Origin of the sequence: Mesorhizobium escarrei (genome assembly GCF_935825525.1) — a bacterium.
GTDB lineage: Bacteria > Pseudomonadota > Alphaproteobacteria > Rhizobiales > Rhizobiaceae > Mesorhizobium > Mesorhizobium escarrei.
The window spans coordinates 6,641-21,181 of record NZ_CAKXZT010000142.1; the positions used below are offsets into that span (position 1 = coordinate 6,641).

At 60.3% G+C, this 14,541-nt stretch carries 14 protein-coding genes and 4 pseudogenes; 2 read left to right on the forward strand and 16 right to left on the reverse strand.

Annotation, left to right across the window (positions count from 1 at the left end; translation table 11 throughout):
* From NMG80_RS37395 to NMG80_RS37955, 6 genes and pseudogenes are all read right to left on the reverse strand, one after another.
* A partial coding sequence (locus NMG80_RS37395) for an ABC transporter permease subunit (protein ID WP_367185999.1) occupies positions 1 to 245 on the reverse strand: 245 nt, incomplete at its 3' end.
* 208 nt (positions 246 to 453) lie between these two features.
* Positions 454 to 1,115, reverse strand: a pseudogene (locus NMG80_RS23410) (transposase); the annotation flags it as partial.
* 119 nt (positions 1,116 to 1,234) lie between these two features.
* Positions 1,235 to 1,342: pseudogene (locus NMG80_RS23415) on the reverse strand (IS6 family transposase); the annotation flags it as partial.
* A 313-nt stretch (positions 1,343 to 1,655) separates the two neighbouring features.
* Positions 1,656 to 1,855: pseudogene (locus tag NMG80_RS23420) on the reverse strand (IS630 family transposase); the annotation flags it as partial.
* A gap of 125 nt (positions 1,856 to 1,980) precedes the next feature.
* Positions 1,981 to 2,208, reverse strand: a pseudogene (locus NMG80_RS23425) (IS256 family transposase); the annotation flags it as partial.
* 197 nt (positions 2,209 to 2,405) lie between these two features.
* Positions 2,406 to 2,639 (reverse strand): hypothetical protein, encoded by a 234-nt coding sequence (locus NMG80_RS37955; RefSeq protein WP_436798662.1) that lies wholly within the window; start codon positions 2,637 to 2,639, stop codon positions 2,406 to 2,408.
* Positions 2,640 to 2,920: 281 nt separating this feature from the next.
* Here NMG80_RS37955 and NMG80_RS37960 point away from each other — a divergent pair, with 281 nt between their 5' ends.
* A complete protein-coding gene (locus tag NMG80_RS37960; RefSeq protein ID WP_436798663.1) occupies positions 2,921 to 3,334 on the forward strand; it encodes a hypothetical protein in 414 nt (137 codons plus the stop codon).
* 224 nt (positions 3,335 to 3,558) lie between these two features.
* Here NMG80_RS37960 and NMG80_RS23435 read toward each other — a convergent pair whose 3' ends face one another.
* From NMG80_RS23435 to NMG80_RS23450, 4 genes are all read right to left on the reverse strand, one after another.
* Entirely contained in the window at positions 3,559 to 3,699 is a 141-nt protein-coding gene (locus NMG80_RS23435) for a hypothetical protein (RefSeq protein WP_367185995.1), read from the reverse strand.
* 311 nt (positions 3,700 to 4,010) lie between these two features.
* Positions 4,011 to 4,352 (reverse strand): DUF982 domain-containing protein, encoded by a 342-nt coding sequence (locus tag NMG80_RS37400; RefSeq protein WP_367185996.1) that lies wholly within the window; start codon positions 4,350 to 4,352, stop codon positions 4,011 to 4,013.
* 651 nt (positions 4,353 to 5,003) lie between these two features.
* Positions 5,004 to 5,156, reverse strand: a complete 153-nt coding sequence (locus tag NMG80_RS23445) for a hypothetical protein (RefSeq protein ID WP_254020302.1) — start codon at positions 5,154 to 5,156, stop codon at positions 5,004 to 5,006.
* Between the two features lie 364 nt (positions 5,157 to 5,520).
* Positions 5,521 to 5,751: a KTSC domain-containing protein gene (locus tag NMG80_RS23450; protein WP_254020303.1), complete on the reverse strand. Its 231-nt coding sequence runs from the start codon at positions 5,749 to 5,751 to the stop codon at positions 5,521 to 5,523.
* A gap of 242 nt (positions 5,752 to 5,993) precedes the next feature.
* Between NMG80_RS23450 and NMG80_RS23455 the strand changes: the two genes are divergently transcribed.
* The gene (locus NMG80_RS23455; protein WP_254020304.1) at positions 5,994 to 6,362 is read left to right on the forward strand and encodes a DUF2934 domain-containing protein; all 369 of its coding nucleotides are present in this window, start codon (positions 5,994 to 5,996) and stop codon (positions 6,360 to 6,362) included.
* A gap of 1,360 nt (positions 6,363 to 7,722) precedes the next feature.
* Here the strand turns inward: NMG80_RS23455 and NMG80_RS23460 are convergent.
* From NMG80_RS23460 to NMG80_RS23485, 6 genes are read right to left on the reverse strand one after another with little or no spacing between them, the layout of a single operon-like run.
* Entirely contained in the window at positions 7,723 to 8,871 is a 1,149-nt protein-coding gene (locus NMG80_RS23460) for a response regulator (protein ID WP_301943383.1), read from the reverse strand.
* Between the two features lie 13 nt (positions 8,872 to 8,884).
* A complete protein-coding gene (locus NMG80_RS23465) occupies positions 8,885 to 9,250 on the reverse strand; it encodes a response regulator (RefSeq protein ID WP_254020306.1) in 366 nt (121 codons plus the stop codon).
* Positions 9,247 to 11,901, reverse strand: a complete 2,655-nt coding sequence (locus tag NMG80_RS23470) for a GAF domain-containing protein (RefSeq protein ID WP_254020307.1) — start codon at positions 11,899 to 11,901, stop codon at positions 9,247 to 9,249. The genes NMG80_RS23465 and NMG80_RS23470 overlap by 4 nt, the downstream gene beginning before the upstream one ends.
* Positions 11,867 to 12,451, reverse strand: a complete 585-nt coding sequence (locus NMG80_RS23475; protein ID WP_254020308.1) for an SCO family protein — start codon at positions 12,449 to 12,451, stop codon at positions 11,867 to 11,869. Before NMG80_RS23475 ends, NMG80_RS23470 begins: the two co-directional genes overlap by 35 nt.
* Positions 12,448 to 13,455, reverse strand: a complete 1,008-nt coding sequence (locus NMG80_RS23480) for an ABC transporter substrate-binding protein (protein WP_254020309.1) — start codon at positions 13,453 to 13,455, stop codon at positions 12,448 to 12,450. Before NMG80_RS23480 ends, NMG80_RS23475 begins: the two co-directional genes overlap by 4 nt.
* Positions 13,456 to 13,501: 46 nt before the next feature.
* Complete coding sequence (locus NMG80_RS23485) at positions 13,502 to 14,509, reverse strand: ABC transporter substrate-binding protein (RefSeq protein WP_254020310.1); 1,008 nt, start codon at positions 14,507 to 14,509, stop codon at positions 13,502 to 13,504.
* Between the last annotated feature and the right edge of the window lie 32 nt (positions 14,510 to 14,541).

Consider the following 14,541-nt stretch of genomic DNA (forward strand, 5'->3'; position numbering starts at 1 on the left):
TCGGTGTAACGGATCGGCGGCACGATCGCGTAGAGCATGATCGCGATCAGAGCTGTGAGTTCCCCCACCTTGAAGAACATCAAAACCGGAATGAGAAAGACGAACTGAGGTATCGTCTGCAGCGCGTCTTGGACAGGGCGCAGCACCCGAGAGACCATGTCGCTGTGTGCCGCCCAGATGCCGAGAGCCCCACCGATCGCCAAACACAACAGTACTGCCAGGCCACAGAGATATGCCGACTGCATGAAGGGCTCCCAGATTCCCGTCAATAGGATGAAGATGCAGCTTGAGAGCGAGAACAGCGCAACTGAGCGACCGGCGCATCGCCAGGCCAGAGTGACAATTAGCGCGATCGTGGCGGGCCAGGGGAAGGTGGAAAATCCAAAGAAGAAATAGAGCGCCGCAACGACTACGGCAAATGCCGGACGCCAGCCAAAGCGCAGCGCGAGGCCAGGGCGCCTGCGTGGGCGATTGATCGGCGATGGCGACAAGACGCCGTTGTGCGGATCTCATGTCCCTCAGCAGCCTAACGGGATCCAGCCGCCCATATATTTGCGACAGCTCCATGCGGACGGATTCCGGCGTCCGCGGATCTTCCAGCAGCCGCTGGCAGGGTGTTGCCGGAGGATAATACCGCTTGCGCACCCGGGCACCGTCTCGTTCCTTTTCAGCCAGCTTGAACGACGGCTGGAAGAAGTTCACGAACAGCCGCACCGTCTAATAGAGCTGAGCGAGGCCTGCGGCGGCTTCAAGTCCCTCCAGCCGGCGATAGCCGACAATGCGGCGGACGACGGCGCCGTTCTTCTGCTCGACAAATGCTTGGTCATTCTTCCGGTAAGGCCGGCAGCGGGTGAACTCGATGCCGCCGTCCCGGCAATAATCGCGCACAGTCTCATTCAGGAACACGCTGTCGTTGTGTCGAACCCGAGAAGTTTGAATGGCAGGAGCCGCCGCAATTCCGTCAGCACCTCGCACAGCAGCTTCTGCTCGCGGACAAGCAGGGGAGCGCATTCCGTCCACCCGCTTGCAATGTCGGTGAGACAAAGCGTTTGAATATAGCTGCCGCTCGCTACCGGTCCACTGTGCGCCACCAGGTCAGCCTCGACAAATCCGGGCTCCCCGAGCCTTGTGATGTCGCTATCGGAGCGATGGCTCCAGGTAGGACACGCACCTGTCTTAGAGGGTTCTGCCGCAAACCTTTCTGGGGCCGCAATCAGTGACTGGCGGTGCGGTGTCATGCGGCCAGGCTCGTGAACTGCTCGGCGAGGGACGGAGCTGGATTGAAGGCAAACCTGACCTGTCGTTTGCGCATCATATGGACCATCTCAATGCCGGCCAGGATGATGGGATGATGCTGGTGTCGTACTGCACATAAATGATGGGGTGGATGCCCCCTCGACGGCATCGATGTGCCAACGTGGTAGGTGTTTAACCGCGACCGGCGTCGAGAAAGAAGCCCCGTGGCGTAAGGAGCGCTGAGCGGCGAACACTAGGTAGATTTCTGCGCTGCGCGCTTTTGACCCCGAGCCGGCTTGCGGCCGCCTCTACCCCACCCCTGCTCGATACCTGTCATCTGCATTCAGTCCGCAAATTCGTCAGATGAGCGGCAGGGGCTCGGCGGCGTTGCGTTGTAGGCGCGCAGGTTAGAGGGGCGCCGCTTTGAACCGGTGAGCCCAGTCCCGCAAGGTCTGGCGGTCCATGCCGCCGACCCGGGCCGCGTCCTCCCGGTTTATCCCGCCAAACACCGCCGCCAGCGACAACGGCCGCCGACTCTGGTTGGCGTCCTTCGAGACATTCGCCAGCCGCCGCAATTCCGCGGCCGAATGTCCGTCCGCATCTTCACTGCTGATCCCATAGCGCGATCCTCCCTCGCACCAGAGAGTCATGGTTCGGGCCGGACTGAACTCTCCCAGAGAGTCAGCCACCAAAGCTGTGGTATAACATGGGTGAGCTATGGCCGGAATTGGGTGACGGGGCCGATCAGGCGACGCGATGATCGGGCGTCGCGGTTATGGCGACTCCGTCGGTGAATTTGACGCCAGCGATGACCATTGGCAACTGATTTTCGCCCTTCAGGCGACGCCAGGTTTTAGCGGCGGACATGATCAGTTTGAAGACCATGAGACGGGCCGTCTTGTGCGACAGCGCGCCCTTGGTGCGCACGTTCCGGTGCCGCACCGTGGCGAAGACGCTTTCGATCGCGTTGGTAACCGGTATGAGATTCTTCGTGCCGATGTCCGGCTACGCTTTTCTGATGCGCGGCGTATGGTGCGACCATCCGGGACAGAGGCACCGGGAGCACGAAGGTGCGGGCAGGCCGATGCACACGACGGGCTGCGAGTTCGTGTTAGTAGCTGGCCGCCTCTGCGACTCGCCCGGTTGCGGCAGCTTGATTGATTTTGACTCTAGTCCTCCCAGAAGTCCTGCAGCGAGGCGTGCCGAAGGTCTTCCTCGCCCCTGAGGTGTTTCACACGGGCCTTGATACCCGGCTTGACCCACTGCGTTGCCGGCCGCTTTGGCATGTCGTTGGGCGGTGGCCCGGCATGTTCCTGGACTCTTTTCCAAAGTCGTGCCCGCATCTCGTGGTTGACGCTCACGAACGCACTGCCGACATGTTTTCGGGTGCCTGGGTCAGCCATCAGAGCAAACGCCGGCTTTCCCCTCTCGCGTTCAACTCCGAGAAGCTCGAACTCGCTTGCGGTGAAGGATTTTGTCTTCAGCCAATTGGTAGTCGGGCCGCTGCGATATTTCTCGACGTTTCGATACCAGCCCTTCCAGCCCGGCCGCGTCGATCAGATGATCGCGTTAGCGTCGCCTGGCATGGTCTCACTGAACTGGATGCGGCCATCAGACCCTATAAGGCCGGCCAGGATTTCCGCCGATCCTCTAGTACCATGTCGCGCAAGTCGTGGCCGTCGAGATGCAGCAGATCGAACGCGACGAAATAGAGGTCGTGCTGGCGCCTGGTGATTGCCTAGCGCAGCGCGGCAAAATCCGAAAGGCCAGCCTCATTCAAGACGACGACTTCGCCGTCGATGATGGCGTTCTGTACGTTGAGACCTTTGGCTGCTTCGACCAGATCGCGGTATTTGGAGGTCCAGTCGAGTCCGCGGCGGGTGAAAATCCGCGCATCGCCGGCATCGATGATGATCTGGGAGCGGTGCCGTCGAATTTGGCTTCATGCATCCAGTCATCGCCTTGGGGCGGCTTGGCTACCAAGGTAGGCATCATCGGCGGAATGAATTTAAGCCGGCGGGCGCCGGAACTTACAATTTTACGCACTCATAAGATTCTAGGCGAGGGGCTTATATTAGCCAGAGTGAACGGAACGTGATTCCGGAGCCCCCGAGGGCGTCGCCAAGTGCGCGTGCTTCTGGAAGATCGCAATCTTGTCGGGATAGGTAATCCGGATCTCGCGTCCGCATCCGTCGCACTTGTAATGGGAAACGACCTGGAACCAGCTGCCGTTCTTGATGACGGTGAAGTTGCACTGCGGGCATTGGAAAGCCAGGCCAACAGAGAATAGGCTGGGAGACAGGGACATTGCAGCACTTCTTGTTAGTCCAGCGTCTCGACGACGAAGGATGCGGCAATCAAATCATCGGCATCGATTCTGCCCTTGCCGCCCTCCAGGACCGCTGCGACCTTTCGAAAGGTCTTCAGTTCGTTCTCGGTAATCCGGGCGCCGCGCATTCTCATTGAGGTCGGCCACGCGCATTCGCAGCGCCTGGGACGCTCCAATCTCACGGTTCGACATAGCGATCACATTCCTCCCTTGCTGGCTTCCCGCCGCACCTTTCGGCACGGCGGGCTGTAGCCTCACCCAACCTCAGGCGGCCGCAAACGTTCCTTGATTGGCCTTCGGTCTACTCAAAGTAGGACCTAAGTCCCTTCCTGAGCTGATAAGCGACCACCAGCCAGTTCTCGATTTGGCGGGTAGTCCGCAAATCATGCTGACCAGTCCGGCCGGGCGAGGCCTGTCAGCGATCAAGGTCGAGGGCGGCATCACCTCACAGCAGGTCTTCGGCAACCCCGTCGAATTTCCTGAGGCCTACGCTTGGAGGCTTTTGCTTGAGAAGGCCCTGTTCAGATGCGGCCTCCTCGAAAGCAGCGAACGCAGCCTGGTGACTGCAATGTCCGGCCAGGCATTCCTCGATCATTCGGATTGCTTCAAGTCGGGACGGCTTGTCCATGAATGGCCATGGTTGCTGAAGCGCCGTCTCAGCATCAGGTATCGACGCAACCAGCATCGATTTGTGATTCAGGTAGATCGTAATCGGTATAAACGCCGGCATCTTCGTCGCTCTCCAGAATTGAAGTGGCTTAACGCGAAGACCTGGCGGTGGTTGCATGAACGTGCATCATCGCGAATTCAGCAACACTGCCCGATGGCGTCGAGGCCGAGGCCGCGTTGCCCAGTCCCAGGGGCGGGACGTCCGAAGAGCCTTGTTCGTTTCGGTTACCTGAACGAAGAACCCCGCGCCTCACGGAGGGAGGGCGCGGGCTGATCGGAGCATCGCCAGACCGGCAGCAATCTTGAGAGGGAACCAAGACCATGCTGCACATCCCGAACTTCCGGCTAAACCTATGTTCTAGCGAAGATCGGAAAAGCGGTGGGAGGACCTATTTGCGTTCATCTACCAACCCAACGGCAGTTTTGACGCTGAGACAAGCTCGTCCTCGTCAGTGATACCGGCCGTATAATTTGCAAGGATCCGGGACGCGAGAGCCTCACGTCGATGTTCGGAGTCGCCCTCCCGCTTGAGCCGGTCGAACACACGGCCCAGCGTAGCCACTTCGGATGCACTGAAGACGCCAAATTCTTTAGCCTTTCGATAAATCGGCATACCACCCCCTCCGGCTAAAACATTCTGCGCAACTAATACGATTCAGGACATTTCGAAAAACAAAAAAAAGCCAGCCGCAACTTTCGGCACGGCGGGCGAGACGCCTTACTTCACCAGGCGACTATATATCTGACAAGCCCGCCTACCGCTTTGCAGCTAGGCCTTTGCTTCCCGGAGCAGTGATGCCCATTGGAGCCCGAGGAAGAAGATAAGCTCTCGGGCCTGTTCTTCGGTAATGCCGGTTTCTTTGACCAAGCGTCGAACGACGATTTCAGGGCTGTTCGGCGCTCTATCCTGCTCGTCAGCCATGGGAGAAACTCCTTACGCCAAACTTCCCTATCTGGCGCTGGTTCCCAAGCGCGTGACGAAAAAGCACCGAGCTAGCCACCCATCCGTATTCGGCAGTTGGCAGCTTCGGCACGGCGACGTCAGTCCTGAGAGGTCAGCCGGCCGGCTGCTCGGGCGTCAGCGGCTCAAGCGGGGCCGGCGCAGTCGTAATTAGCCAGAGTGAACAGGTCCACTCGAAAAAGCCCGCTGCACCTTTCGGCACGGCGGGCGATCAATTGTACACAGGGCACGAGGGTTAGGCGGGGGTCGTGTGCCCGGTGCGCAGCAACTCCACGCACCTCGCCGGCGCACGTCTACCAAACTCAGTTGGAACGACTTCCTGCCTTCAAAGCTTGCCGTCATCCCGCATCGTTGCCGGCGCAACCTGACGGTACCGGAAGTGATTGCGGATGTGCTCGTTGAAATAGCGGCCTTTGGCAAAGGCGGCTTTGAACGCGGCGAAGGTCTCCGGCGGCACGTCCTCAAACTCGTAGCGCTTAGCGCTGGCCACGAACCACACCGAAAGGACCCTGCTCTCCGGATCGTAGTCCGTTTTGCGTATCGACGTGGATGGCATCGTGGCGGCTCGATCAAAAGCCGTCAACGATCGGAGAGGCTACCGCGTTCCCTCGTGGTGTTGCTCCCGAGCAGCGCACAAAGATTTGCTCCGGGCTACGCATCGCGGCATTGCAAACGCGGCAGGCATGGTCTTACGGGAGCTAGCCTGTCGGGTTCGTCTTTCATCAGAAATCGGCGTCTAGGGTCGGATCGTTCCAACGCTCCCTCGCGTTGGGTGAAAACCCACAAGGAGGAACGAACATGTCAGACGACAAACACGAACGCATTGGGCGCCGCGCATATGAGATCTGGGAACGAGAAGGCCAGACGCACGGTCTGCACGAGCGCCATTGGAATCAGGCGACCGCCGAAATCGAGAACGAAGACCGCTTGTTTGGTGCTCGTCCACCGGCAATATCTGGTGCCGATGTACCAGCTCCCGCGCAGACCCAAAGCCGAGCGAAGAAAGGCAAGCGCGCCGCTGGTCAATCGGATGTTGAGGCAGCGGAAGCGCTGGCGATGAGAACAGGCATCACCGGCGACCAAGCTCAAGACCTCATCGACCGCCTCGGTGACGATCCGCTGGCACTCGATGAGGCGGCGCGGAGCCTTAGGGCCTCCGAGAGGTAACCGCCGGCTATCCAGGTAACCCATCGCTGTACTCGTAAGATCCCGCAGATTTCAACCTCCCCAGCGGCCCGCCGCATTGGTCGAGCAAATGAAGCCCGCGCCTCTCCTCTAATGCAGAATACGCAGCGCCGGTGCTAAGTTGACTACGCGGGGCTGCTCGGGACGAGCGCCCATGGAAGTCCGAGACCTGGGTGCCAAGATGTCGCTCGCGCTGCGCCAGCGCGGAATCGCGTCAACCACATCTACCGCCCCGATTAGGCCGCTCCGGCCAATCCAAGCGTCCCTCGCCGATGTGCCGCTGAGGCGACCGACCCACCGCATCGACCGCAGCCGCCTATCCCGCCTGCGTCCGACATGTGACAGGCTGATCATTCGGCCCGCTCCCTTCCGGCCAGCACTGAAACTCCGTGTTAACGTCGTTCGCGGGTGAGAGGATGCGTCCGCAGCTTGAAAGTGTAGGGTACAGCTCGCTGCAGGCACAGAGGCGGAAATGAAATTGCTTGGAATTGCGCTCTTGTGTACGGGCATGATCCGCGTAGCAATGCCGGCAGTTCGCGCTGAGGATGAGCTTGTTCCGCCTAACCATGTGGAAGCGCCAGAGCCGGCAGTTCATTGCGAGGGCCAAAACTGCCTTCCACCAGCCGATAATCCTGTCGACGAATGCAAGGGGCAGGATTGCACGCCGGCTCCGCCGGTTGACCCAGGTCCGCAGATTGAACAGGTCGACTGAACAGCATCAGCCGAACACCCCGACTACGAAGGTGATCGCGGATCGTGGAGAAGGTTGGATTTCAGGTCCTCTCCCTCGGCCAATCTACCCTGCCCCAATATTCTCTGCCTCGGCTCGATGGCGCACGAACCGCGCAGAACCGGGGGGCTTTCAGGTTTAAGCTGCCAACTGCGCTGCCGGCCTCCCGGGCTGAGTGGGCGTGCTCTGGCTCAACATTCCCCGAAGCTCTCAACTTCGCACTTTTGGTTCTCAGCTTTCAATTTGAACAGTTTCAATTACTCGCAGTGCGCCAGCAGCCTGATGTTTGGTGAACTCTCACTATTCGAATGCGTCTGAAAGCGAATGCATCTGAAAAAACTTCTTCGCGACCGCAGCTGAATTTCGCCGCCCAAGAGCGGTCATCGCCGAACCACTACTCAGACGTCGCGTTTTGTGAAGGGTTGCGGACGCCGGCCCCGGCGCCAGGCACCACGTGGATGGCCGGCATCCGCAACCCTTCACATAGGCTGCCATTGGGTTGTTTCTCGCGGAGCGACCGCTTCCCTGTTGCAGCGATTCGAGATCGGTCGATGGTTGCCGACGGTTCGACGCGGGTCGTATCGTCCGGAAGAGACCGGAGTGCGTCTAAAGCTAGCCTGGCCGACCGAACCACCGAACGATTTCATAGGCAGGCATTGGGCGGCGAAAACCCTTCAGCGTCAGATCGCCAACAAGAACGGATTCGACCAGCGACTCGACAGCGCCGAGGACCCGTTGGCTAACGAGAATCTGGCGGGACTTGGCGGCCTCGCACAATCGGGCGGCATGGTTCGACACGGTGCCAATGACCGCATAGTCCGAGCGCCGATCAAAACCGATGCGCCCGATGGTTGCGTGGCCCCTGGCAATGCCGATCCCAAAGCCAAGCAAATAGTCCCGCTTGCGCCATCGCTCTGAGTGCCCGTCAATCGCGTCACGCATCGCAGCAGCCATTGAGACAGCTCTCTCGCTGTGGTCGGCGCATGGGAGTGGATCGTTGAAAACCACGACGATACCGTCGCCCACGAACCTCTCGAGAGTCCCCTCGTGGCGGACAATTTGTTCACCAAGACAGGAATGATACTCGGCAAGAACTGTCATGACTTCTTCGGGTTCGGCGGTCTCCGCGAAGGCTGTAAAGCCGCGCAAATCGCAAAAGACAACGGTCACCTCGCGACGGTGGCTCTGCAAGAGCGCATCACCATTGCCCGCCGCAACGATGAGGTCGGCGACCTGTTCGGGCAGGAACCGCCTAAGCCGCGCCATTCGCTCGAGCTCCGTCACCTGCTCAGCTACGGTTTGCTCGAGCGAGCGATTCCAGTCGGAAAGTTGCGCGGCTTGGTCCTCAAGGCGTTTGGCTTGGCTCGCGACAGTGTCGTGAAGCGCCTTCTGGCGCAGCATCGAGCGCACCCGCGCTAACAGCGCCCTGTGCTCGAAGGGCTTAGTCAGATAGTCGTCGCCACCGGCGTCCAGCCCCTCGACCAAGTCGCGCGTGTCGGCTTTTGCGGTGACCAGAATAACGGGGATCGATCGCAGCGATTGATCGTGTTTGAGCATGCGTACCACACTGATGCCGTCGAGCTTCGGCATCATGATGTCGAGCAGGATCAGATCCGGCGTGAGTTCGCGGGCTTTCGCAAGCCCCTCTTCACCATCGGCGGCGGTTGCAACTTCGTAGCCATTCGCCTCGAGGCGCATGCGCAGGATCTCGAGGTTTTCCGGAGTATCATCGACCGCGAGAATGCGAGGCGGATCGTGCACGGCGCTGCCTCCCTCAAGAAAGGAACCCGCGAATCTCGGAAAGCAGCTGGCGCGGACTGAATGGCTTGGCAATGTAACCATCGCACCCAGAAGCAAGGGCTTTCGCCTCGTCGCCCGACAACGCATAGGAGGTGACGGCGATAATCGGAATGTGCCGGAGCGCCGGGTCGGCCTTGATGCGGCGAGCCGCTTCGTACCCGTCAATCACAGGGAGCTGAATGTCCATAAGGATCAGGTCTGGCTTGTGCGCTCCGGCTGCGGCGATGCCGGCGGCGCCGTCCGCCGCCTCGATCAGTTCGTATTCGGTGGTGGCAATGAGATCGCGGATGATCTGGCGGTTGTCCTCGGTGTCTTCCACCATCAGGATTCGTTTGCTCATGCGGCCCTCACGTCCTCATTCACCCGGATTGGTACCTTCAGACGGAATGTCGACCCTGACCCGATCACGGACTCGACGTCTATGGTTCCGCCATGCATTTCGACGATGCGCTTCGAGATCGCCAGGCCAAGACCGGTACCGCCCTTCTGCCTGGTACTGCTGTTGTCGACCTGCTGGAATTCTTCGAAGATGAGAGCCTGGTCCTCGGACGCGATGCCGGGACCGGTGTCTCGGACGGTCATCTCGAAGTGCCCGTCGACCGCATCGGCAAGAATGTCGACCGCACCCGATTCGGTGAACTTGACGGCATTGCCTGCAAGGTTGAGCAGAACCTGCGTCAAACGGCGTTCGTCCCCGCGGCCGATTGGAAGGTTCTCGGCAACAGTCGTTGAAAGCTCAAGACCCTTCGCCCGTGCCAGCGGCTCTACAGCCGTAACGGTCGATCGAACAATCTGCGCGACGGAGTAGTCCTCGATCGCCAGCGTGAGCTGGCCGGCTTCGATCTTGGAAAGGTCGAGTACGTCGTTGATGAGCCCGAGGAGGTGACGACCGTTTGCCTGCACGCGCGCGACGGTCGTCTTTGCCTTGTCCGGGAGTTCGCCGTAGATGCCGTCGACCAGCAGTTCTGTGAAGCCCAAGACCGAGTTGAGCGGTGTCCTGAGCTCGTGGCTCATATTCGCGAGGAACTGGGACTTGTGGCGGCTGGCTGCCTCCAGCTCCCGGCCTTTCTCCTCGATCTCGCGGAACAGCTTGGCATTCTGGATCGCGAGCACCGATTGGGCTGCGAAGGTCTCCAGCAGGTGGACAACTTGCTCATCGAAGGCACCTGGCTTGTGGCGCCTGACGACCAGTGCACCGACGATCTTGTTGGGCCTCAGCAGCGGAACGATCAGGATACCGCGATATCCGGCGTCGACGATCGTCTTTCTTACAAGGAAGGATGAGGTCTCCTCGCTGAGGTCGGGAAACTGCACCGGCATGCAGCGCCCGGGCGCGTCGCCGATCCCCATGTCGGCCAGCCCGATCGTCTGGTGCGAGACTGCGGCGATAAGCTCATTGCTCATACCGAAGTTTGCGCGCGGACGGAATTGCTGCCGCGTGCTGCTGAACACGTAGATGGTGCCAGCATCCGTTTCCGACAACTGGACCGCCTTGGCAACGATCGTCTTCAGCACCGTGTCGAGATCCAGCGTCGAATTGACCGCCTTGCTCACCTCACCAAGAGCCTCGAGCTCACCAACAGACGCGGCAAGCTCGCGAGTCCGTGACTGCACCGCCTCGAAGAGCCGCGCATTCTCGATGGCGATCACGGCCTGGTCGGCGAATGTCTCGACGAGCGCGATCTCCTTGGGATTGAAAGGTTGCGGCTCAACCCTCGTCATGACGAATACGCCAACGAGATCACCTTCCCGCAACAGCGGGGCAGCGAGGACGGTGCGGAAGCCGCCTGCCTCGGCGATCAAGGCAACGCGGTAGTCCGGATCAGCCGTCACGTCTTCGATTTGGACGATCCGCCGTTCTTCGATTACGCGCCCTACGGCGGAGCCTCGGCCTGCGGCAAGGGCCGGAGTTGGATTGGCGTCCACATAAGCACGGAAACTGGGCGGGTAGCCATGCGCCGACACATAGCGGAATACGCCATCCAGCGACTGCACGATACCACCCTTGTCGGCACGGCAGAGCCTGATAGCCGATTCCACCAACGTATCGAGCACGACCTGCAGATCGAAGGTCGAGCGGCTGATGACCTTCAGAACGTCTGCAGTAGCTGTCTGCTGCTGAAGAGCTTCATCGAGCTGCTGGGTGCGCGCCTCAATCTCCCGATACAGGCGCCCCAGCTGCTCGGATGTCTGGTTGACATTGTCCGCAAGCGCTCCCAGCTCGTCCCGGTTGGCGACGGCAACCTGTTGGGCGAAGTCGCCGGCCGCTATCTGGCTGAGACGCATCTCGATCTTCTTGACCGGTTCAATCAACGACCAGGAGATGATGTAGCCGAGCCCCAACGCCAGCAGGATGCTGCCCACCGCAAACGAGGCCACGATCAGTCTGGACGTGCCGTACGCACCCTCGGTCGTTTCGATTGCCGCCACCATGTCGGCTTCGGCCATGTTGACCAGCTGGTTTGTCAGCCGCTCAAGGCGATCAGCCGACGGTATGATTTTATCGAGCTGAACCTTGCGCGCCTCCCCAGTGCGGCCGGCGCGGACGAGCTCTGCCACGTGCGTCACCCCATCTGTAAGCCGTTCGTACTCTTGCCGGACCTGACCGAGCACTTCCGCCTCACTCTCGGCGACGAACTCCATGCGGTCGAGGTCGTAGCCGAACTGATTGAGCTGGCGCAGCGCCGCATCCAGCATCCGGTCGTCCTGGAGCAACAGGGCGGTGGAGATGCCGTAGAGCTGGGTGGTCGTATCGTGCTGTACCTGGCGGTAGGCCGCGATCCTGCGCTGCAGCTTGATCAGCTCGTTGGTCTGATCGTTCACCCCACTCAGCACCTGCAACCCGACGGCCCCGAGCACGATCAGCAGGCCGACGATCGACAGGAACGCGATCAAGAGCTTGGTCTGGACGCGCGCCGGCAGCCGGGCAACCCAGCCAACGAGCCGGTTCGTTATGCTATTTGGATTCTTCCAAGAGGCTGAGAAGGTCATCCCGGAACTCCTCCAGGTCGAACCGGACACCAAGATACTGTACTCGCAAGATGCCACCGGGGTCCACGAGCGACGTCAACAAGGTATGGTCGACATCTCCGTTCGCCGCCTTCTTCGCGATGACCCCGTATTTCCGTCCAACCTCATGGACAATCGCCGGATCACCGGTAAGAAACGACCAGCCCTTCAGATCGGCGCCAAAATTCTGCGCATATTCCTTCAAAACATCGGGCGTGTCGCGCTCCGGGTCGACGGTGATCGAAACGAAGGCGATTTTGGGTCCGAACGCACTACCCAACTTTTCCCGCACGCTGGCCATATGGGCAGTCAGCATGGGGCAGACGTCGGTACAGTACGTATAGATAAATGAGACGGCGACCACCTTGCCGCGAAAGTCGTGCAGCGACACTCGCACACCGTCCTGCGATACCAAGGTAAAGTCCGGCGCCTGTCCAATCGTCGGCAGGCGCTCCTCGTGCGGCGCGTCATGCGCATGTGCCGGCCCGGCCATCAGCGCAAGCAGCAAGATGCGCGCCGGCCACTCGCTCACGTTTTCATCTCGCGCTTGACCTGGTTGAAAAAGCGCCAATCGGTGCCGTTCGCGATGATCTCGTTTGGGCTCGACTTGACAATCCCGGCTTCATGCAGCCGCAGCGAGAAGAACCTCATCGTGTCCTCGGGATCGAAGTCGCGCCAATTGGAATATGGGAGCTCGCGGAGCGCCTGCACGGCGTAGTCGTAGTGTTCGGTGCGTCCGCCATCTACCAGGAGGCGTGCCACCCGTTCCGGTTCGGCCGCGCAGATGTCGGCCGATTTGATGATGGCCCGGATGACGCGCTTGGTGGCAGCTGGATTTTTCTCGGCATAGGCGGCGTTGACCGCCAGCATGCAGCAGTAATATTGCGACCACGGCCGGTCCTTGGAACTGTCGAGGATGACGTGGCCGACTTTGCGGGAGCGGAGGTCTTGAGCCTCAGGCGGAAAAGCCAGGAAGGCGTCGACCTTGCCCTCGGCGAAGAGCTCCGCCGGCTTTGCCTCGCCGACGATCCATTCGATGTCGCGTTGCGGATCGAGGCCGACATAGGTCGCCATGGCACTGACGAAGATATGCGGATCCGACGATAGATTGCCGCCGACGCCGACTTTGCGGCCCTTGAGATCCGCGATGCTCTTGATGTCCTCGCGTCCGAACAACTCGTAGCAGCCGACATGCACTCCGGAGATCACCTTGATCGGGGCGCCAGTGTCGACCGGAATGATTAGGGCCGTGGCAAAGTCAATGCCGAAGTCGATGTCGCCGCGCGCCAGCATCTCGGTCTGGGCGATGCCGGCCTCGGCGGCCACGAAGCCGAAATCTGAGAACCCCTCTGCGCGGATCAGATCCTCGGCGACGTACTGCGGAGCGATGCAGATACCAGGCGCCGCCGCAAAGCGGGCGATCGTGGTTTCAGGTGCAGCTTCGGCGGCGGCCGCGTTGCGGCCCTTTGCAAGACCCGCGGCTGCGAGCGCAGACAGCCCTGTAAGGAAACGGCGACGGTTCTGGACAATCTGCACGAGTCTCTCCTTCCCTTGAAAAAGGCACCGCGTGTCGGCGATAGGTCTACGTCTTCAGCTCTCTCTTTAGCTCGTTGAGGAACCGCCAATCGGTACGGTCTGCGATGATCTTCTGGGGGCCCGACCTGATCATGCCAGCCTCTTGAAGTCGCAGCGCGTAAAACCGGATCGTGTCTTCCGGATCGTATTCTCGCCACTTGTTGTAAGGCACGTCGGTCATCGTCTGCAGTGCGTAGTCATAGTTAGCCGTGAATCCGTCATCGACGATCTGTCGTGCGACGCGCTGTGGCTCAGAGACGCAAAGGTCCGTGGCTTTCAGAATGGCGCGGACGACGCGCTTGGTCGCGATCGGATTGTTGTGAACGAAGTCGGCGTTGCCGGCCAGCATGCAGCAAAAGTACTGCGACCAGGGACGATCGACGGCGCTGTTGATTACTACGTGGCCGACGTTTTGGGCGCGCAGTTCTTGAGGCTCGGGCGGAAAGCCGAGGAACGCATCGATTTCCCCTCGCGTGAAGAGCGTCATTGGTTTGATGCTCGGGCTGGTGACCCAATTTATGTCCTTCAGTGGATCCAGTCCGACATAGGCCGCCATGCCCGTCAAAAATACATGCGGACTCGAGCCCAAGGCTTGGACGCCGACACTCTTGCCCTTCAGGTCTCTAATCCCGCGGATATTCTCGTTTCCGAATAGCTCAAAGCAGCCAGGGTGCACCCCGGCCAGCACCGCGATCGGGCCCCCTGCATCCATCGTCACCACAAGCGGCGCGGCGAAATTCAAAGTAAAGTCCACCTGGCCACTCGCGACCGCGTCAGATTGCCCCGCGGCTGTCTCAGTCATTACATAGCGAACCTCGGCGAAGCCCTCCGCATACAACAACTCCTCGGCAACATATTGAGGCGCGATGCAGATGCCCCTGATCTTTGCAAGGCGGACGCTAGTCGTTTCCGGCGGTGGCTCTGCGGGGAGCGATTGCTGGACCCCAACGAGGCTCGCGGTGCCAGCTGCCGAAAGGCCGGCCAAGAAGCGCCTGCGGCTCTGGATGATTTGCATAGCCTCTCCTTCTCTCGATAGGGCGCACGGCG